At 43.1% G+C, this 21,686-nt stretch carries 10 protein-coding genes and 1 pseudogene; 3 read left to right on the top strand and 8 right to left on the bottom strand.

The window, feature by feature from the left end:
- Positions 1 to 4: 4 nt before the first annotated feature.
- Genes rhaM through NXX38_RS12315 form a run of 3 tightly spaced genes read right to left on the bottom strand, consistent with a single transcriptional unit; the run spans position 5 to position 3,592 of the window.
- Positions 5 to 319: an L-rhamnose mutarotase gene (gene rhaM / locus NXX38_RS12325; protein WP_258979604.1), complete on the bottom strand. Its 315-nt coding sequence runs from the start codon at positions 317 to 319 to the stop codon at positions 5 to 7.
- A gap of 18 nt (positions 320 to 337) precedes the next feature.
- Positions 338 to 1,747, bottom strand: coding sequence for a glycoside hydrolase family 105 protein (locus NXX38_RS12320; protein WP_258979603.1), 1,410 nt, complete (start codon positions 1,745 to 1,747; stop codon positions 338 to 340).
- A 3-nt stretch (positions 1,748 to 1,750) separates the two neighbouring features.
- Positions 1,751 to 3,592 carry a rhamnogalacturonan lyase gene (locus tag NXX38_RS12315; RefSeq protein ID WP_217721960.1) on the bottom strand — a complete coding sequence of 614 codons (1,842 nt, stop codon included), beginning with the start codon at positions 3,590 to 3,592 and terminating at the stop codon, positions 1,751 to 1,753.
- 243 nt (positions 3,593 to 3,835) lie between these two features.
- On the opposite strand from NXX38_RS12315, the gene NXX38_RS12310 reads away from it, so the two are divergent.
- From NXX38_RS12310 to NXX38_RS12300, 3 genes are all read left to right on the top strand, one after another.
- Positions 3,836 to 4,978 (top strand): glycoside hydrolase family 88 protein, encoded by a 1,143-nt coding sequence (locus NXX38_RS12310; RefSeq protein ID WP_167511721.1) that lies wholly within the window; start codon positions 3,836 to 3,838, stop codon positions 4,976 to 4,978.
- Between the two features lie 129 nt (positions 4,979 to 5,107).
- The gene (locus tag NXX38_RS12305) at positions 5,108 to 6,742 is read left to right on the top strand and encodes a rhamnogalacturonan acetylesterase (RefSeq protein WP_217721964.1); all 1,635 of its coding nucleotides are present in this window, start codon (positions 5,108 to 5,110) and stop codon (positions 6,740 to 6,742) included.
- A gap of 694 nt (positions 6,743 to 7,436) precedes the next feature.
- Positions 7,437 to 9,197, top strand: coding sequence for an ATP-binding protein (locus NXX38_RS12300; RefSeq protein WP_195648503.1), 1,761 nt, complete (start codon positions 7,437 to 7,439; stop codon positions 9,195 to 9,197).
- Here NXX38_RS12300 and NXX38_RS12295 read toward each other — a convergent pair.
- The 5 genes and pseudogenes from NXX38_RS12295 to NXX38_RS12275 all read right to left on the bottom strand — a co-directional run bounded on the left by NXX38_RS12295 (position 9,178) and on the right by NXX38_RS12275 (position 21,677).
- On the bottom strand, positions 9,178 to 12,528 hold the full coding sequence (locus tag NXX38_RS12295) for a DUF6250 domain-containing protein (RefSeq protein WP_258979602.1): 3,351 nt from the start codon (positions 12,526 to 12,528) through the stop codon (positions 9,178 to 9,180). The genes NXX38_RS12300 and NXX38_RS12295 overlap by 20 nt on opposite strands.
- Before the next feature lie 166 nt (positions 12,529 to 12,694).
- Complete coding sequence (locus NXX38_RS12290) at positions 12,695 to 14,785, bottom strand: hypothetical protein (protein WP_148364274.1); 2,091 nt, start codon at positions 14,783 to 14,785, stop codon at positions 12,695 to 12,697.
- 29 nt (positions 14,786 to 14,814) lie between these two features.
- Entirely contained in the window at positions 14,815 to 16,527 is a 1,713-nt protein-coding gene (locus NXX38_RS12285) for a RagB/SusD family nutrient uptake outer membrane protein (RefSeq protein ID WP_148364273.1), read from the bottom strand.
- Positions 16,528 to 16,549: 22 nt separating this feature from the next.
- On the bottom strand, positions 16,550 to 19,621 hold the full coding sequence (locus tag NXX38_RS12280; RefSeq protein WP_148364272.1) for a SusC/RagA family TonB-linked outer membrane protein: 3,072 nt from the start codon (positions 19,619 to 19,621) through the stop codon (positions 16,550 to 16,552).
- A 38-nt stretch (positions 19,622 to 19,659) separates the two neighbouring features.
- Positions 19,660 to 21,677 (bottom strand): annotated as a pseudogene (locus tag NXX38_RS12275) (RagB/SusD family nutrient uptake outer membrane protein).
- Positions 21,678 to 21,686: the final 9 nt, after the last annotated feature.

Below are 21,686 nucleotides of genomic sequence, written 5' to 3'. Positions count from 1 at the left end.
AAAATCAATCCATGTGAAATACTTCCGGCAAAGGAATGGACACCGGCGAGTTGTCCGGATTCACTTCCATGATATCCGCCATATAGTCCCACCATTTCTGCACAATCTCCGTATTACCCAAGTCCTGCGAACCAGCCTCACCTTCCGTTTTCTGGAAAGCAAACAGGATGTTGGTCTCCTTATCCCAATAAATCGAATAGTCCGACACTCCGTTCTTGGAAAGCAATGCTCTCAATTCGGGCCAGATGGCAGCGTGTCTTTTCTCATATTCAGCTTCACATCCGGGTTTTAAATACATTTTAAAAGCTTCTCGTTTCATGGTTCTATCTATTTAAAGTTAATCTTTCTTTTCTTCTGTATCGATGGCAAAAATAGGTGCAGTCGTCTTCTGTTTCACCTGATAATACTGAACGGCACTGTCATTCATCTGCGGGTACTGATTCTTCAATAGAGAAATCATTTCCGCACCTGCCCAAAGCACCGGTCCGTATCCATGTGCCGCATATACATTGACCGGACGATAGTAATAAAAAGCAGGATCGAAAGCCATCCCCGTACCCACACAAGTGCCTTCCACCTGACCTTCCGCATTGATCTTACCGGCCACGGCATGCCATCCCAAATGAGCGACAGGTCCATAAGCAATGGCATCAATCCAGCCTTTATTGATAGCATGCGCCAAACAGTATACGTAAATAGCCGTAGCAGACGTCTCCAGATAAGAATCATTCCGGTCGAGCAATTGATGCCAAAGCCCTTCTCCACTTTGCAAGGCAGTCACTCCGCGTACATGAGCCCGGAAATAATCCATCACTTTCGCACGCTGGGGGTAATCTTCCGGTAATACATCGAGCAATTCACATGCTGTCAGCATAGCCCATCCATTGGCACGCGCCCAACAAAAGGCAGGATGATCGGTACTGCTTTCCACCCATCCATGACGATACAAATCTTTTTCAGGGATAAACATACGGTCGGCAAATTGCAGGAATTGTCTGACAGCCTCCGCCAGATATATCTCTTTTTGAGCCTTGTCATAACGGCTCATCTGGGCTACTGCCGGAATCCCCATAAACATGTCGTCCAACCAAAGTGTATTATGTTGCGGACGATTGCGGGCAAAAGTACCATCTGCCAACCGGTATTCTTTATTCTGAATAAAATCAAAATAGTTCTCAATTAATCCGTCTACAGGAAGCGAGCGGTCTTTCACACGGACTTTCACCATCGCTGCACACACAGCCCCGGCATCATCCAGGGCATGAGGAGTGAGGATTTGCAGCAGTTGAGGATCTGTCGTGCCTTTCTCTTCGTACACACGCTTAAAATGAGGCGCCACTTCCGCCAGAAAGCGGAAACGGTTCTGCACATAGTCCATGTAACGTTGATCGCCCGTAGCTTCAGCAGCTGCTATCAAGGCTGAATAGGTTACTCCCCATTCGTAACTTGCCAGACGGAAAGCACCACGTTCCAGTTGCGCTTCCTCTCCCATCGTGGTGTAGTCGGTTATCAGTTTACCAGTGTTCTTATCTACCACACGTGCCGGAGTCTCCTTATCAATATAAGCAAATACACGGTCTATATCTTTCTTGACCTGCCTGGGTGTCAGGTCACCATAAGTACCCTGATAGGCAGGTTGCAGCAAATGTAAAGGAGTATTTGAATCATTCACTACCGTTTTCTTTTTCTGTGCACTAACCGGCAAGGTTGCCAGCAATAAAGCAATGGTTATGATACGAATATTCATAATCTATTTTTTAGGTATTTTACATCCTCTGAATACAGTGCCCTGAAGCTCCGGTCCGAAATAGAATCCGGGCTGCGTAGGCTGATTATAAGCAACATTCTGGGTAGCGATACTTATACGATAAATCGGATCTTCGAGGAAAGTATGAAAACGATAGTCGGTAGGAATAGTGGAGACGTAAAGCCGCAAAGCTGTATTATCAGCTGTACGCATCAGTACTTCTTCGCGCCAGTCACCCACGATATCTCCCTGAAGGCAAGGATTCGCTTTGGTTCCATTATTAGAAAGAGTCCCCTCAAAAATAGCTATGCGCTCACAGATTCCTTTTTCCCAATTGTATTTGCTGATCCTATTTCGATCCAGCAATTCACGCAACAAATCTCCATCCCACCAGACAGCCATATTACAGGATAAACCTCTCACCCGGTCTTTTACTACTTCTCCTTTCACATTCCTTATTCCTCCGGAAGCAACAGACCACATTTCAACGCCCGGTTGAGTCGGGTCAATATCGGCTGCCATACAACGCCCCACATCCGTACTGTCTTTAATCTGAAATAAAATTTCTCCGGTAGCTGCATCCCGATAGGTAGAACCGTCACGTTTATTTTCATGGCAATCCCATACTTGCAGCCCTTTACGAGAAGGGTCGAAATGAGTCAGGTGAATGGCATCGCCGTGTCCCATTTTCGTGGTGTAGAGTCCTTTGCCATTATGGTCTATGGCGCATGAACCGTAGATGATCTCATCGCATCCGTCACCGTCCACATCACCTACCCGCAGGTTATGGTTTCCCTGTCCGGCATAATCTTCACAACCGGGATTATTACTGTCGAATACCCAACGTTGTTTCAGTTCCTTTCCATCCCAGTCAAAAGCAGCCAAAACAGTACGTGTATAATATCCGCGACACATCACTACGCTCGGGTGTATGCCGTCGAGATAGGCAACGCAAGCCAGAAAACGGTCGCTGCGATTACCACGACTGTCTCCCCAATCCATCAGGTTTCCTCTTTCGGGCACATAATCAATTGTTTGCATCGCTTCTCCTGTCAATCCGTTGAATACTGTCAGATATTCCGGTCCGGTCAGAATACGCCCCTGCTCACTTCGATAGTCAGCCTGCGCATCCCCAATCACTTTTCCTGTTCCATCCACCGTTCCGTCCGCGGTCTTCATCACTACTTCCGCTTTGCCGTCACCATCGAAATCGAACACCATAAACTGGGTGTAGTGTGCACCGGCACGTATGTTACGTCCCAGATTAATACGCCATAATAGTTTTCCGCTCAACTTATAGCAATCAACATATACTTCTCCCGTATAGCCGTCATGTGAATTATCATGTGCATTACTCGGGTCCCATTTCAGAATAATCTCATATTCGCCATCACCGTCCACGTCACCGATACTGGCATCATTCGGAGTATAAAAATAGTTTTGTCCTAACGGAGTCGTACCATCTTCGGGGCGGTTCAACGGAATATTCAGATAACCCGACGGGGCATTTGCCGGTAATTGATAGCTGCTTTCCGTTTTCCCTTCCCTTGCTTTCACGGTATAAAGTACAGATTCTGTTCCTGTATAAGCATCCTGAAAGAAAGTAGCATCCTTCAACGGATGGTTATTTATCTTTTCACCGTTCCTATAAATATCAAAAGATTCATTCATCGGGTCGGAAGACAAATAACGCCAGGAAACAGCTACAGTAGACGGATTCTCCCGGATAGCAATTACACCACGTCCCAGACGTTCGCGTTTTAACTTCGAAAAGTCATAGTTTGGCTGGGCTATCGAGGAGATAGCTATCAGGCAGAAACTAAAATAAAGAGTTATGCACTTCATAGTTTTATCGATTATCAAATTACAACACAAAAGTAAAGGACGCAGTCCATTCATGAAATAGAATATTGTACAGATATATGTAGAAATCATCATTAGGTATGCATTTTACGCTATTTCCTGCTGCCTTGTGAACGAATTTAAAGACATTTGCACGAAAATCCATTGAAAAAGAAAGGAACGTCTCTTACCTTTGCAATAGAAATTATTGTAAACAGCAAATTAATAAAACAGAACTATTGTACCATGAAGAAACCACTATTCTTACTCTTTACAGGATTGCTTCTTTCTTGTCTGATACCAGTCCATACGGTCACAGCACAAGAGCTCCCGGCACAAAAAGAGACTTTAGAGAATATCATAAAGGTGAATGACTACTTTATGAAGAAGTATGCCGATTACACTACTCCCAGTTTTTATGGTCGTGTACGTCCCAGCAATATCTGGACGCGTGGTGTATACTATGAAGGATTGATGGCTCTCTATTCTATTTATCCGCGCGAGGATTATTATAAGTATACTTACGACTGGGCAGATTTCCACAAATGGGGAATGCGCAACGGCAATACTACCCGTAATGCGGACGATCATTGTTGCGGACAGGCATACATTGATATCTATAAAATCTGTCCGTCAGACCCGAATATGATCCGGAATATCAAAGCGAGCATCGATATGGTGGTGAATACGCCGCAGGTGAACGACTGGTGGTGGATTGATGCCGTACAAATGGCAATGCCTATCTTCGCTAAATTCGGTAAGATGACCGGAGAACAGAAATACTACGATAAGATGTGGGATATGTACTACTACACACGCAGCCAACACGATGAAACGGGTATGTTCAACCCTAAAGACGGTCTGTGGTGGCGCGATCAGGATTTCAATCCTCCATATAAAGAGCCGAATGGCGAAGATTGCTATTGGAGTCGTGGAAACGGATGGGTATATGCTGCTTTGGTACGTGTGTTGGATGAAATTCCTTCTGACGAGAAACATCGTCAGGACTATATCAATGATTTCCTGACCATGAGCAAGGCTTTGAAAAAATGTCAGCGTGAAGATGGTTTCTGGAATGTCAGTCTTCACGACCCGACGAACTTCGGAGGAAAAGAGACTTCCGGTACAGCCTTATTTGTTTATGGTATGGCTTGGGGAGTCCGCAACGGATTGCTCGACCGTAAAGAGTATCTTCCCGTCCTGTTAAAAGCATGGAACGCTATGGTGAAAGATGCCGTACACCCGAACGGATTTCTGGGATATGTGCAGGGAACAGGCAAGGAGCCTAAAGACGGACAGCCGGTTACTTACAAGAGTGTACCCGATTTTGAAGACTACGGAGTCGGTTGTTTCCTGCTTGCCGGAACAGAAGTTTATAAATTAAAATAACATACAGTTTTCGATAAGGTATAAGAGAATAATAAGGCACGGATTACACGGATTAACACGGTTGTTTTACGTAATCATAGCACTAAAACCGTGAAATCCGTGTAATCCGTGCCTAAAAAGAAAACGAACATGAAAAATAAATTGTTTCAGTATACGTGCGGACTGATAATCATTGTATGCAGTTTACAACTGCAAGCGCAAAATAAAGTTTCCGCTCCCATGGCAGACGTCAATCAGGTGGTTGACAACACGCTGGACAGCTTGAATAAGGCACGCACCTCGCGGCCGGAAGCCGGTTCCAGCCGGAAAGGTAACAACCCGGTTCTGTTTCTGGTAGGTAATTCAACCATGCGTACCGGAACTTTAGGAAATGGCAACAACGGACAATGGGGATGGGGCTATTTTGCCGGCGACTATTTCGATTCCAACCGGATTACTGTTGAGAATCATGCGTTGGGAGGTACCAGCAGCCGTACTTTCTACAACCGTCTTTGGCCGGATGTAATCAAAGGGGTACGCCCCGGAGACTGGGTTATCATCGAATTGGGACACAATGATAATGGTCCTTATGACAGCGGACGTGCCCGCGCCTCTATTCCGGGAATCGGCAAAGATACGCTGAACGTAACCATCAAAGAGACCGGAGTGAAAGAAACCGTATATACATACGGGGAATATATGCGCCGTTTTATTCAGGATGTAAAAGCAAAAGGTGCTCATCCTATCCTATTCTCGCTTACTCCCCGCAATGCTTGGGAAGATAAAGACAGCACCATCATCACACGCGTCAACAAGACTTTCGGATTGTGGGCAAAGCAAGTAGCCGAAGAACAGGGGGTTCCTTTTATTGATTTGAATGATATCAGTGCCCGCAAATTCGAGAAGTTCGGTAAGAATAAGGTGAAATATATGTTCTACATCGACCGTATACACACAAGTGCTTTCGGTGCCAAAGTCAATGCGGAATCTGCTGCGGATGGAATACGTGCTTATGAGGGATTGGAATTGGCCAATTATCTGAAGCCCGTTGAGAAAGATACTGTGACAGGTTCAAGCCGTAAAGATGGACGTCCGGTATTGTTTACTATCGGAGACAGTACAGTCCGAAATGAAGATAAAGACAAAAACGGTATGTGGGGTTGGGGAAGCGTAATTGCCGATGAGTTCAATCTGGATAAAATTTCTGTAGAAAACCGTGCCATGGCAGGACGCAGTGCCCGCACTTTCCTGGACGAAGGTCGTTGGGATAAGGTTTATAATGCCTTGCAGCCGGGAGATTTTGTGCTGATTCAGTTCGGACATAATGATGCGGGAGACATTAATGTAGGCAAAGCCCGTGCCGAATTACGTGGTTCCAGTGACGAGAGCAAAGTCTTTTTGATGGAGAAAACAGGGAAATATCAGGTGATTTATACATTCGGCTGGTATCTTCGGAAATTCATTATGGACGTTCAGGAGAAAGGAGCTGTTCCCATCGTTCTAAGCCATACTCCGCGTAACAAATGGAAAGATGGAAAAATAGAACGCAACACAGAGTCTTTTGGTAAATGGACACGTGAAGCAGCCGAAGCTACCGGAGCTTACTTCATTGATCTAAATAAGATTAGTGCCGATAAACTGGAAAAGGTGGGTATCAAGAAAGCAGCTACTTACTATAACCACGACCATACGCACACTTCCCTGAAGGGAGCACACATGAATGCGAAAAGCATTGCCGAAGGACTGAAAAAGACCGATTGCCCGTTGAAAGAGTATCTGAAATAATAATGCAATAAAGACAAAGAAGAAATATCGACCATATCGAATGCTTACATATTCAATATTAAAAAAGGAATATTTAAGCATTGCAGAAAAGGAAGAATGACATAAATGAATAAGGGAGGATGAAATAATCCCTACATTTGCCAATATCTTATTTCTTCATTTCACTTTTCACTGCCGTTAGCTGTCAAATAGGAAATTATTATATATCCATCCCTTGCAGATAGATATCATTTTAGTAAAACACTATTCATAATAGCATTTAGGTTCTTTCTTTATTTTCAATCCAATTAGAGAAATACCACCCCCAAAAGAGCACACTTGCAGCTTCCTCACCGATAAAGGATAGGTTCCTCGGTGGGGAAGACAGCGTTCCTCACCGAGGAACACCTCGTTGGTTTAAACCCAATGAACCATTTATCTATTAGAGAAACAGTATATTCTATCGGTTATCATTCACTTTTCGTCTATATTCCCGTATATTATTGCACCTATTTATACAGTTTTTCTTCCAGTTTACCAATCCTAAAACGATCATTCTCCGGTTTAATCTTAAAAACAGAACATCGAGATAGGATAGAATCGTCTTCTTTTCAAAAAGAGGCAAACAGCTATCCTCTGCAAATACGGCCACAAATCATTGATTTATTCCACAGAATAGATTAACTTTGCCTATACTAATTAAAAGTCTGCCAATATGAGCCAAGTGAAAGGAATACCATACGGAATATCCGATTTCAACCAAATGAGAAATGGAAACTTCTATTTCGTCGATAAAACCATGTATCTCCCCCTTATTGAGGAAATGCCCAGCTACCTTTTCCTGATTCGTCCGAGACGTTTTGGAAAAAGCTTGTTTCTAAGTATGATGCATACCTATTACGACATATTACAGAAAGATAATTTCGACAAATATTTCGGCGACTTATGGATAGGAAGTCACCCGACTGAACAACGCAACAGTTTCCAGGTCCTTTTCTTTGACTTCTCAAAAGCCGGTTGTTCGCTGCCGGGAGCAGACTTGATGAGTAGCTTCAATGAATATTGCAGCATCATCATCAATCAATTTGCACATCAATATGCACCTTTCTATGATGCAGATTTTAAGGAAACGGTTGAAAACATCGAAAGTGCCAAAGCAAAACTCGCTTATATTGAGATAAAAGCAAAAGAAAAAGGATATCCTCTCTATCTGATAATCGACGAATATGACAACTTTACCAACGTCATATTGAGCGAACACGGACAGAAAATGTTCCATGATCTGACTCATGCCAGCGGTTTTTACCGTGAATACTTCAAGCAATTCAAAGGTATGTTCAACCGGATTTTCCTAATGGGAGTCAGTCCTATCACTTTGGATGACTTATCCAGTGGATATAATATCGATTGGAATATATCGACCGATTCCCGTTTCAATGCTATGATGGGATTTGATGAGACAGAAGTACGTGAAATGCTGTGTTATTATCAGCAAAACGGTTTGCTGGTCGGTAATATAGAAGCAATGATTACGGAAATGAAGCCATGGTACAACAATTATTGCTTTGCCAGAATGTCTTTAGACAACGACCGTGTATTCAATTGCGATATGACTTTATATTATCTGCGTAACCAAATTGACTTCCACCGCCCGCCCGAAAACATGGTAGACAAAAATATCCGTACGGATTACAGCAAATTGAAAATGTTGGCACGCATTGACCACGACACCACCCATGAAGGAAGCCGTATGAGCACTATCGAGGAAATTGCGGCAAAAGGCGAAATATTGGTAGACTTGCATACTTCGTTCCCGTCAGAGAAAATAGCGGATATTGAAAACTTCCGAAGCCTGCTCTATTATTATGGCTTGCTCACCATGTGCGGCACCCGTGGCGACCGTTTGAAAATGTGTATACCTAACAACTGCGTACGCGAGCAATATTTAGGATTCTTACGCGACTACTATCAACAAGCCCATAGCCTGAATCTTTCACACCTGAAAGACTTGATAGATGATTTCGCCTTCGATGGTCACTGGCAACCATTCTTTGAAACCATTGCCCGCGCTTATCGGGAAAATTCTTCCATTCGCGATGCCATAGAGGGAGAAAGAAATTTACAAGGCTTCCTGAAAGCTTATCTGGCAATCGCTTCCTACTATCTCGTACAACCGGAACTGGAAATGAATTATGGTTATTGTGACTTCTTCCTATTGCCGGACAAAGCACGTTATTCCGATATAGAACACAGCTATATCCTGGAACTGAAATATGCTCCACGTACAGCTACCGCTGAAGAACTTGAAACTCAAGCAGAAGAAGGAAGAAAGCAATTACTGCAGTACAGTAAAGATAAAATCGTACAGAAACTGGCTACCGGTACGACACTCCACCTGCTGTTACTCCAGTTCCAAGGCTGGGACATGGTGAAGTACGAGGAAATCAACGGTTCTGTTATTCATCCCTCGGAATAACTTCCTGCATATAAATAGCGTCGAGACTCCAAAGGGCAGCATCATTCGTGCTGATGCTTGCACATTCATCTAATGGAGCCGGAACTTCCGGTGGAAGGATGGTCGTGATGCGGAAAGAGGGTGCAGGTGTATGTTCCAAACGGGTGAATAAGTCCGTCCAGGCTTCTTCTGCCATTTGTCTATCACGCAGATGATAAGCCGCATAAGCCATCAGGCGGGATATACGGAAACGGCTGTGACTAAGTTCCCATGCTTTCTTCTTATAACGTGCGGCATGGTCAAGCCAGGCGTCTTTCCATTCGGGTATATCAATCATACGCATCATTTCATTGGCAACCTCAAATCCGCCCATGATCGTCATTAAATGATTAGTCGATTCTAATTTCGGATCACATTCGGTTGTGATGATACCTGTTTCCGGATCAAATCCCAGAGCTTTTGGACCAGTAAAGAGGCGGTTGGGTAAGGCGGAAATACTCTTCATTCCTGCTATAATTTTGTCACGATAAGCCGTGTTACCCGTACGCTCCCACTCTGTCATCCAATTACCGGTATAGGCCAGCCAGTCGGGACCGATACGCAAACGGGCAGGTGCAGTGCAAGGATATTCACTGCGAGGTTGAGCCAGACGCATAGGGTCTAGTTCGTAGAGTTTATGATCGGCATCTTTGACTTCGGTCATTAAGTCTCCACAGCGTTCGTCGGTAGTGAGATAATAGTAGAAACGGTTCCAGGCGGCCTGACTGATTCGTGCTTCTTTTGCACCACACCCCCAATGACTCACATTATGACGGCTACCCAATCCGGCATTCGGACCAATGTGGTAAACGTCGACTTCACCCGTATGCCGGGTCATGGCTTCAGCCATACGCCAGATGTCGGCACGACCGGTACGGAGAAAATTATACCAAAGCCACATATTGGAAGCTAGTTCTGTATTGTCCCAGGCAAAGCCTCCGACGTCATAACGCCAGGTATGACGGACAGGATCATAAGCGTGCATCACATCACCATAATTCCAGAAGCCATACCATTTGTTCTGTTCAATAGCTTTCTGGTAGAAGTGGATGTAAGCATCCAGACGCTCTTCCACACGAATACGAAAGGAAGTACTGCGATCGGGTAGACTCCATATTCCGAAAGCTCGACGGTTATACAGGTATTCCGGAGTTGGCATTAATATGCTGGTGGCAGAGAGCTGTCGGGCGTCATCCGCAAAAGTTTTCTTTCCTGTGTAACCTCCTTGCGGAACGAGAGTGAGCGTGGTGGTGCGGGCAATACCATAGGGAGTACTCATTCCTTCCTGCACATCTTCATAGCTGGCATTCAGACCGTGAGCCACATTATCATAGTGGCGTAAGTCCATCGGTTCTGCATCCGGACTCCACAGCCAGGCAGTAAGCGTGGCAACCGGAGTTCTTGCATCTGAAATTTCGATAGAAGACGGATAAGATTGCCAGAAGTCATGCAGGCAAAGTCCCAGTCCACCTGTTATATCACCGGCAAAAGCATAACCGTCACTACGGGTACCGGAGAAAGTCCCTATCCAGGGAGCATCACCATTGGTACGTTTACGAATGGAGAATGCGTCAGCCGTGAGTTGAGACAGGCGGTAGTCATTCCATGAAGCCCAGTCATTAAGCAATTCCCGGTTTTTCTCGTCAAAAGCTTCATAAGGAGGAATACGTTTGCCCTCCATTTGTTGCTGTTGCAGAGATAGTTCATCTTGTACCTGTGGCATGGTAAGCATACGTCGTCCCACTAATGGTTGCACCGGTTCACTCCAGACTCCTCCATCCGCACACGAAAAAGCGACGTGACGGTTGTACAGGGCTTCACGCATCGGAACATCGAAACGAATGCCCAGACTACGGATGAAATCCATCTTCTGATCGCCGTCATAGATAAAGCTATGCACCATTTTTATCTGTTCACTACCAGCATAAAAATAGAGGCGGACAACAAAAGGAAGCCACTCACGATTATTCTGACTGTTCTCATCAGAGTCATTCGCGTAGTTCCCTTCAGAGTAGTTCGTATCAATCTCCTTATTTCTGTTCCGATGCACGCCTTCCAACTTTATAAGTGCCCGTACTGAACCCAGACGTTCTACGGTTACTGATTTTATTTCTCCTATGTAACGAGTAAAAGATATTTGAGATGTATTTTCTTGAATCGGTTTGCTTTGAGTGCTACAAATAAGATGTGCTTTCTCTCCTACTTTAGTTCCTTTATATAACAGACTATCAATCAGGAAATCTCCGTATCGAGGGATAAAAACAGAAAGTACCCCTGTTTCAATTTGAATATTTTCAGGTGTTTCAGTGATAGAGATAGAAGCCTTAGGCTGTTTATTGGTCGTTTTTGCTTTCTTGGAGGCTTTTTCTAATGTCAATCTTTCCGTTCCGGCAGGAATGACTCCGGCAACTCCGCTCCATTTCACTGAGCCATCCGGCCAATAGGCTAATGGCCAGGTATCCACTGGAATATCTTGATATTCATTCACTTTTAGCCGCAACGGAGTTGCAGGAAATACATCTCCTTCATCAAAAGGAACTCCGAAACTTACCGCTTTATCCTGTTCAGGGGTATCACCGATCCAATGCAAAGGGACGGCAGAAATCTGTTGAGGTGAACATTCATAGCGAAAATTAGTAATGCGGGTACGTGATAAGGTGGTACGAAAACCGAACCATCCTTCAGTCAGAGGTTCGGCATCGCGGAAGTCCACCAGTCGCTCGCCATCTATGTAATAACTAACCCTATTATCTTCATTGGTTATCTTGATGTGATACCAGTGATTTGCCTTTAGCAAATGGTCGGCATCCGTATATTCTTTCCATATAGCAGGACGTATTTTCGGATCTGCGATTCCTGCCTCATTACCGTCATAACGGCGGAAGCGCGTAGTGGAGTTATAATTTCCACCATATCCCATATAGTAGAGTTGCAGGGAATAACAATTCAGAAAGATTCCGTTGCGCCACTTTTCACGTTTCCAGATATTATCAGGACAGGTAGGATCCGAAGCCATCCAGAAACAATTCAAATCACTCAATCGGTCTCCTTCTTTTTCTACAACTACACACGCGTCATATTCAATCGTCACCCGTCCATTCATCTTTTCTTTTCTCCAGAGAGTTAGCCCTTTGGGAGAAACGATTTCGGCTGTATCACCGATAAATGTCACTTTATAATCAGGAGACTCCGATTCGACCTTCCAATATTTATGAAACTGGCGGGCGTTGAGGCCGGAGACTTGATTGTCTTGTGCATTCATGTTCATTCCCAAAGTGATGAAAAGGAACAAAAGAGGAAATATGTTCTTCATACGTCAATAAGCTATGTCACACTGCAAAAATAAGGAGAGCCGATTAATAAAGAAATGGAATATCATCCATTTATATGGCGATTTGTGCAAATATGAAAAAAAGAACAACCCGACAAAATGGTCGGATTGTTCTTTTTACAAACTAATCTTTCAAATAAAGTTCTTCTTATTCTGCATTCTTCATCGTTTCTGCACCGACGTAGTAACCTAAATTAGTCCCCTGGTTATATCCCATATTCTGCATAGCTTGAGACATATCATAAGTGTGGTCTGTCATCAAATGAGGTAAACGATGAGTCGTAGGATGGTTAGTCGAGAATATATAAATAGACTTACCATCACTCGAACCTAAAATGACCTCTTCACGATAATCACCGAGGAAATCGCCATAGTAACAAGGATTATATTTCGTACTGTGATTTCCGTCGTTAGCACCATAAATACCGAAATACACCAAACGATTTTTATTTGTCTTGTTTACATCCGGATTGTTCTTGTAACTAACAACACAAGCACGGTCATACATTTCTCTAGTCGGCTGGCCACTCCAATAAATAGCAGCATTATACATCACACCACTACCAATTCCTTTCGGATAATCAGTAGCAACCACTCCACCACTACTACAACTGTACATACCCGACTGCAAAGACGAATAATATTCAAATCCCGGACTATCCGGATCTACATCTGCTACAATACAACGTCCCACATCACCATTTTTACCTGCTCCATGTCCGGTAATCAGGTTTCCATTTCGCGCATCAATCACCTGACAACCGTATCCAAGCCCTTGTGTACTGTAAGTTTCCTCTTCCTCAAAACAAGCAACAATTTGTAATCCTGCACGGTCTTGAATGAATTTACCCACATACAAACAGTCGCCATGACCATTTCCCGTACACCATAGTTCTACTCCATTATCGTCAATAGCTGCTGATCCATATAATATTTCATCCTTTCCGTCACCATCCAAATCAGCCACACGGAAACAATGTGAACACATCGCTTTCCATTTATCATCATGGTCGGCTGTATCAAATTTCCAACGATTCACCAGTTCGCCTCCTTTCAAGTCGAATGCCCACACCTGCCAATTCGCGTAAATACCCCTACTGATAATCAGACTGGGATTGGCTGTTCTTACACCAGTTGTTTCGTCTGGTATACCGTCCAGATAAGCCACACCAATAAAGAAGCGGTCCATACGGTTTCCATAATCATCCCCCCAATAGCTATTCCAATATTGAGCACGAGAGGTTTTAGATTCATCTTCTTTGCCACGAGGTATATTAGTAACACGCGTGATTTCGCAACCGTCATATCCACGGCAAATAGAAATATATTCAGGGCCTTCCAATATCAATCCACAAGTTGTATACAGGCTTGCTCCCGAATACCAACCCACACCATTCGTGTCACGTATACGATAATCATTCACATTTCCATTCGCATCAGTAATTTGTTTACCATTACCGAACTTCGTTCCTTCGGACGAACGGAATGCGATTTCACACAAGCCATCTCCGTCAAAATCATATAATATATAAGAAGTATAATGCGAACCGGAACGAATATTTATACCTAAGTCTATTTGCCATAATAACGTACCGTTCATCTTATACGCTTCAAGCAAAGTGGTACCATTGCGCCATCCACCTTGATTAGCTCCGTCATACGGTTCTCTTTTCACAACAATTTCCAATTCACCGTCACCATCCAGATCGCCTACCTGAATATCATCCGGAGAGTATGTTAATGATAAATCCGGCACATTCGTATTTAGGACAATTTCATGATAGAATTTGGTTGCCATTTGAGAGGTAAAGGTATAGTCACAAAGCGTTTCTGTCTGACCGGCCAGTGTCACTCGATAATAACTATTCTTATCCGGATCAATATCTGCATCCGTCCAACAAGTAGTATTTGTAATCGCTTCCTCATTCAGCTTTACTTCTATACCACCATTTTCCGATTTATAAATATCAAAAGCCGTATTCGCCGGATCAGTCAACAGTAATCTCCAACTTATTAATGCAGACGAAATACCTGTTGCATTGTTTACATCAGAACTTGACATAGGATCATAACTAACCCACATTGCGCGACTACCTGTGATTACCTCCGTCGGCAAGTCTGGCAAGACTTCCTCCGGTTGGTTTGAATTATTACTGTCGTCGACTATAGGATCACTTTCTGAGCAAGCACCTGACATCAGCAAGCTCAACAATCCCATTGTATATAATATCTTCTTCATATTCAGTACCTTTTTTGTTTAATAATCATTTACCATCCCGGATTTTGCACTAAGTTAGGATTCTTCCCTCTTTCACTCTGCGGAATCGGGAATAAATACATCTTGTCATCCCACTGCCGACTCACCGTATTACGAGTATATTTAAATGAACCATCTGAATTTTTAGTGATTTTCATTTCATCAATACTCTTGAAATAAGTATCTGCTTCTTTCCAACGGCGTACATCCCAAAAACGATGTCCTTCAAAAGCAAGCTCTACCATACGTTCATTTTTATACTTCTTCCACCAATTTGCATTAGTCATACCGGTAGGAAATTCCGGCATTTTAACCCGAATACGAGTCTTATTCACCATATCATTGGCAGAAACTCCAAATTCAGGATCTTTTGTATAAGGATTATCGAAATACTTGAACAATGCTTCCGCATAGTTCAAATAAAACTCACCCAAACGGAACGTAATCCATGTATGATAAGATGTAGAAGCACTTGCAGAAGTTGTATTTACCGCAGCCTGACAATACTTTTTCAAATAGTAACTGGTAGGAGTACCTCCACTTAAAGGTTCACCATTTGCTCCACTCGTATAGGTTTCCAAAGCTGTTTCATTCCAGTTCGGCCACTTTGTATCGCCATTTTTAGCTATTGTTTTTTCAAATCTCGGGTCACGTCCTTCATAATAAGGTTGATTCTTATCATAACCAGTAGTTTCATCCGGTCTCAAACCGGTTGCCTGAAATTCGTATGCATCTACTAACGTTTGTGTAGGACAGTTTCCTCCCTTACAATTTTCCAATCCAATGGGAAAATTATATTTTTCGAATGAGTTGGTACCGGTCGAAGCGCGTTTTCCAAAAATAAGTTCATCAATAGCATCATTATAGCTTGTTGCACTCCACAGAGTTTCATATTCACTGATTAATTTCATCTTGGCTTCGTCACAAGCATCAATCAGTTCTTTGCTTGCCGTCGCAGCACGATACCATAATTCTTTATTATTGTCCGGATTAAACAATGGACTCGCTGCATAAAGGGCAGTACGCGCTTTGAGTGCCAACACAGCACGTTTGTTAGCTCTACCTGTCTCTGTTGATTCACCTGAAGGCATTAAATCTCCCAATTTGGTATAGTCAGGGATAATATCATTTTTTATTGCATCACATTCGGAAATGATGTAATCAAAAATATCTTGCGCAGGTGTACGAGTGAGTGAGTTGACCTCACTCGTTGACAATACATGATCCGTAAAAGGAACATCACCGTATTGTCGCACCAGATTGAAATAGAAATAAGCTCTCAAAAAACGAACTTCATATTGGTAATTGTTATAACGGTACATCTCCGCTTTATAATCTGATATTTGTTCATAATCAGAAAAAGTCAGTCCCGTAAACTCTTCCAAATAAAGATTACAATCGGCAATAGCCTTATAACAGGCAGTCCACATACTGCTTTGTGCATTTGTCGGACTCCAGGAACCATTGTAGAAATACTCAATCGAATTTCCTGTATAGGCATATTCCGCTTCATCCGTAGCAGAGCCTAAAACAGCCCCGCTATAGTTACCGAAGTCAGTGTCGAGTTCTTGATAAATGTTGGACACTAAACCGCCCACATCACCAAAAGTACGTTTCACATAATTCGCGTCATAATTACTGTATTCTTTATATTCCATATTGTCCGCGCAAGAGGAAAGAGCAAAGATGCCCAGAACACTATATATCAATTTATTCAGTTTCATTCTTTCGCATTGTTTTTAGTGATTAAAAACCTATTATCACACCAACTACCACGCTCTTATTCAGCGGGTTTGTCGCACCGTAAGATTCCGGATCCGCCACATCAATGTGGTCAAAACAAAGTAAGTCTACTCCACGGACATACAACTTGGCACTACCTAATATTTTAGTACGCTCCATCAAACGTTTGGGAAATTTGTAGTAAACTTCCAGGTTACGTAATTTCAAAAATGAACGGTCAGCCAGCCAAATGGTATTAGTCTGATAATTATTAGCATTACTTTCTGAACTCAGACGCGGATATTTAGCATTCTGATTCTCCGGCGTCCAACGATTTTCATAATAGTGAGTAGAAAGAGACGAGTTGCTGATTAATGGCCAGAACACGCTTTTTGTATTCAATACGGCAGAGTAATTACCAGCGCCCTGGAACATGGCATCGAAACCAAGTCCTTTCCATTCAGCTCCCAAATGGAATGAATAATAAATTTCAGGAGCAGTAGTGCTATATCCAATAGCTGTCTGGTCGTTGGAATCAATGATGCCATCACCATTTACATCTTTATATTTAATATCGCCTGGTACTACCGTACTGAAATTCTGTGTAAGACTATTTGCTATATCCTCTTTATCTTTGAAAAAGCCCTCTGCTATCATTCCATAAACTTGTCCCAACCGATGACCGGTTTGCACCAAATTGTTATATAGACGTGGTTCTTCTAACTGTTCTTTAATCTCATTCCGATTCCAGGCAAAATTACCTCCGATGTTAAAAACTAAATTACCTATCCGTTTGGTATAGTCCAGACCAATCTCCGTGCCCCAACTATCTACAATACCTGCGTTCTCAAAAGGAGCATCCATACCTAATACCGTGGAATACTGCCCTTCGGAAGATACCCAAATATCTTTTCTACGTTGATAATAGCCTTCCAACGTCAAATTCAACCCTTTAAACAAGGTGGCATCAATACCTACATTATATTTATAAGCCTTTTCATGGGTAGAGTTTACAGTTGCTAAACGACTGACATACGTACTTCCGAAAGCAGAGTTGTAACCGGAATCAAAACGATACATTGTACCGGAAGTCGAATAAATCTGATCCCAATAGTCATAAACCGTATTGCTTCCATCTTTAGGAAGATAATCGGCATTGATAACACCAAATGAAGCCCGTAGTTTTAATAAGTCAATCCACGAAGTGTTCTTCAGGAAGTTCTCTTCCGAAAGCACCCAAGCTGCAGAGATGGTGGGTGAAAAAGCCCACTTATGTCCCGGTGCCAACAGGCTCGATTCAGACCCCAACAGTGCCAAATCTACATAATACCGTTTATTGAACCCGTAGTGAGTATACCATGACACATTCTGACGGTAGATGGTAGTGTTTAACCCGTAACTGTCACGATATTCATACTCCCACTTCAATTGAGAATAGAGATCATGTTTACCAAACGAGCGGTTGTAGTTAATATTACCGGAAAAGTTAAACTGGCGTGTCCAATCGTTTGTATTAGCACTGGTTGACATTTCGCTAGGCGTACCACCCGTAACAGTAGTATACATCGGACCACCGGCACTAGGGTCTGTCCAACTGGCCGTATACCCTTTATAAGAATAAGTCTTACTATGGTCTTCCCAGATAGACGAATAGTTGTCATAGGCCAAACGCAAATCAACTCCTAATCCTTTTACGAAACCGGATAAGTCTTGTGATAAAGTCAAATCAGCAAACAAACTACGTGTATGTCCCTTACTATAGGCCGCGCCTTGTGACTGTGCCACAGGGTTTAATGTGCCTGCCCAAGTGGAATTACCACCCCAAGTTCCATCTTCTGTACGTACGGGGAAAGCAGAGGGAGGCAATGAGTAAACCATATTCCACAAATCTGCCGAAGCTCCCGGACGACTTGATTCCGCCAATGTACCCAGAATATTCAACTTCAATTTAGTCGTATTCGTCAAATCGATATCCAAATTCGAACGCAAGTTGGCACGAGAATATTTATCTTGCGTAGAGTATCCATCGTTCATATTGGCATTCTTTATGAAACCTTTATCGGTTAGTAATCCAACCATCGTGTAGTAACGAAACTTATTACCTCCACCTCGGAACTCAATGGTATATTTATTTGAGATACCTGTGTTTTTGAATGTTTCATCAATCCAGTCCACATTCGGATAAAGATAAGGAAGCATGGCAGATATATTTGCACCAATACCGCTTCCTGTCACCGTTCCATTACGAAACATATTAATTTCATCCGAAGTATAACGTGCGCTCAATCCTTCATAGCCACGTGCTTCATTGATTGCTTCAGCATAGGTTGCAGCATCCGCAAACTCCGGACGACGCACTTGGAAATTCGTCACGTGGTCGTAAGTAAAGTTCACTTCTCTGGTGTTATACTTACCACGTTTCGTAGTCACCAGGACAGCACCATTAATACCTTTGTATCCATATAATGCTACCGCGGCAGCATCTTTCAATATAGATACTGATTCTACTTCTTCCGGGGTTATCAAGCTCATATCACGTTCCAAACCATCTACCAATATAAGCGGTGAACTGCTTGACAAGCTCTGCAAGCCACGTATATAAAAGGTAGGCTCCACGGTGGAGTAGTTACCTGCATTTTGCAAAGTGGTTAGTCCCAGTCCTTGTCCGAAAAGAGAATTAGAAATATCCTTTGAGGCACGCTTGTTGAATTCCTCGTTATACACAGTAGAAACCGCTGCAGTTGATTCGTGACGGGTGAATGTACGATTGGCTCCTACATCAATTGTTTCCGCTCCATAATCCATCACTATCCTCACTGGTTTTCCGTTTTTCTCCACCTTTACAGTGGTAGAACCTTTATCCGATGTCACCACCTGTAAACTCCGCCCTGCCTCGGCAGCAATCTCAAATTTACCATTCTTGTCGGTCTCTACTCTGACAGACGGTAAACCTGCTACTTGTACGGATGCTCCATACACAGGATTTCCCCATTTGTCTACAACAACACCTGTAATATTGTTGTCAGTATTCTGTGCTCCACCCGGAATGCTTAAACATGCCAACAGAGCCAGTACCAGAATCTTATATTTCTTCATATCATTATCTAATATCGTTATTCATATTTGTTGCCTCATTACCATCCCGGATTCTGAATCAACCCATATCCTTTGTTGATTTCACTCTGTGGGAACGGAGAAAGGTACCACTTGGAATCAAAACCTTTTGTCCACCAGACACGCGTTCTGTTTTTCAATTGGAACTTTTTATAACTAAACTTTACAGGCTGCAAAGCACCGCCATTCTTACTTGTTGTTTTATCAGATCCTTCACGCCATGCTTTCTCTATAGGTGAACCATTACTATCCAAACGATAGATCAGCAATCCATGCAAAGGAGTTTCGAATCGATCGGCACGTTTGTAACGAACCAAGTCAAAGTAACGGCTATCTTCCATACCTAGTTCACAGGCACGTTCACGCAATAGTTCTTCCAGTAAAGCGTCTTTGTCAGAAAGCAGATTCTTGTCGGGATTACATTTCACGAGTCCGGGCAGTCCGACACGAGCACGCACAATATCAATTTGGTTTACAGCTCCTTGAAGATCATTGTTGGCTTGAAGCAATGCTTCTGCATAAGTCAAATAAAGGTCGGACAAACGAAGATATACCCAATGTACCCCCTGGCGATTATAATCGCTATCACTCAAGTAGTATTTCATATTCTCGTAACCGGTGGCAAAACGTCCACTCTCCAGGAAAGAGCTTGTTCCGGCATCCGAGCCGCCTACCCAAAGCTCCCACGGGTCACCACTCATGCTGGCAGAAGACCATCCTAGATTTTCAGGTACGTTGTTCACTATCGCCGATTCATATAGACGTGGGTCACGTGTTAAATCAAGATCTGAAAGTGTTTGTTCCCCATCTTTAAAAGTCCCCTTCAGGAACATCTCGTCCAACTTACCTTCTGCTTCAGTCTTATCCCAATCGAAAGGTGTACCATCTGCCCAAGGAAACATTTCCACATATTCTTGTGTGGGGGTATATGAATTACGACCATTGTTACACCAGGCATGCCAGAAATAACTTGAAGAACCACCCGTTGTCTCATACCCATTTACACGGACAGAGTGTAACACTTCGGGACTATTCAGCAATACATATCCCATACGATAAGCATAGCGGTAATCAGCAGGAGTATCACCAGTTGCTTCTTTCAGCTGATAGAATCCATTCACTGCCATAGCGTTGAAGAACTCCTTGCAGGCTGCCAAGCAGTTGTCCCAAAGTTCTGAACGATAGCTTCCGTACCACACCAGATGTTGTTGTTCAGCTTCACTGCTTCCGCCTGCATATCCCTGACTGGCATTAAATAGAGGAGAAGCAGCAAACTGCCAGATTTTACACTTCAGAGCCATCGCTCCGGCTTTTGTCCAATGTCCCGTTTCAGTAGTAGCATCCGCTCCTGTATAAGCCCATTCAAGCCCTCCTGAATTAATAGCTTCATCCAACAGGTTAATCATATATTTTACTGTTTCCTCCACAGTAGCACGCGGTAAGTTATAGCTTGATTCTGTTCCGGAAAATGATTCGTAAACTAATGGTAATCCTCCGTAATGGCGGAACATATCAAAATAGCGGGCAGCCATTATACACTTAGCTTCTGCTTTTATCTTTGTTTTTTCTGTATCGCTCATACCCGGTACATTATCCACATTCTCCAATAACAACCAACACCAGCGTACAACCTGCCACACTACCTCACGAGTGTACCCAAAGATATCACCACGCGTTCCATAATTGGCTGTGTGTGTACCACTATAGTAACTATTGTAAATGGTAGTAGACTCATAATGAAGTTGCCAACAGTCAGTCAACGCATCAAACTTTCCCAGATAAGGATTAGATGAGTCCGGGAAATCGACATTCGAGCTATTTCCATAAGGCAGTCCATAATATTGGCGACTGTAGCAGGAATTCAGAAATTGACGCGTATAGGTAGCACTGTTAAACACCGTATCTTTAGTAGCCGTTCCGCCCGGTGCTTTATCAAGGAAGCTATTTCCAAATTTAATTTCGTCCACACAGGATACAGAACCTATGCAAAGAATCCCCCTATCACTGCTCTGACGAGCCATTTATATCGTTGTTTCATATTTTTTCT

Source organism: Bacteroides sp. BFG-637 (genome assembly GCF_024793605.1).
Lineage (GTDB): Bacteria > Bacteroidota > Bacteroidia > Bacteroidales > Bacteroidaceae > Bacteroides > Bacteroides vicugnae.
The sequence above is the reverse complement of the archived record's forward strand: the minus strand, read 5'-3'. Positions and strand labels throughout refer to the sequence as shown.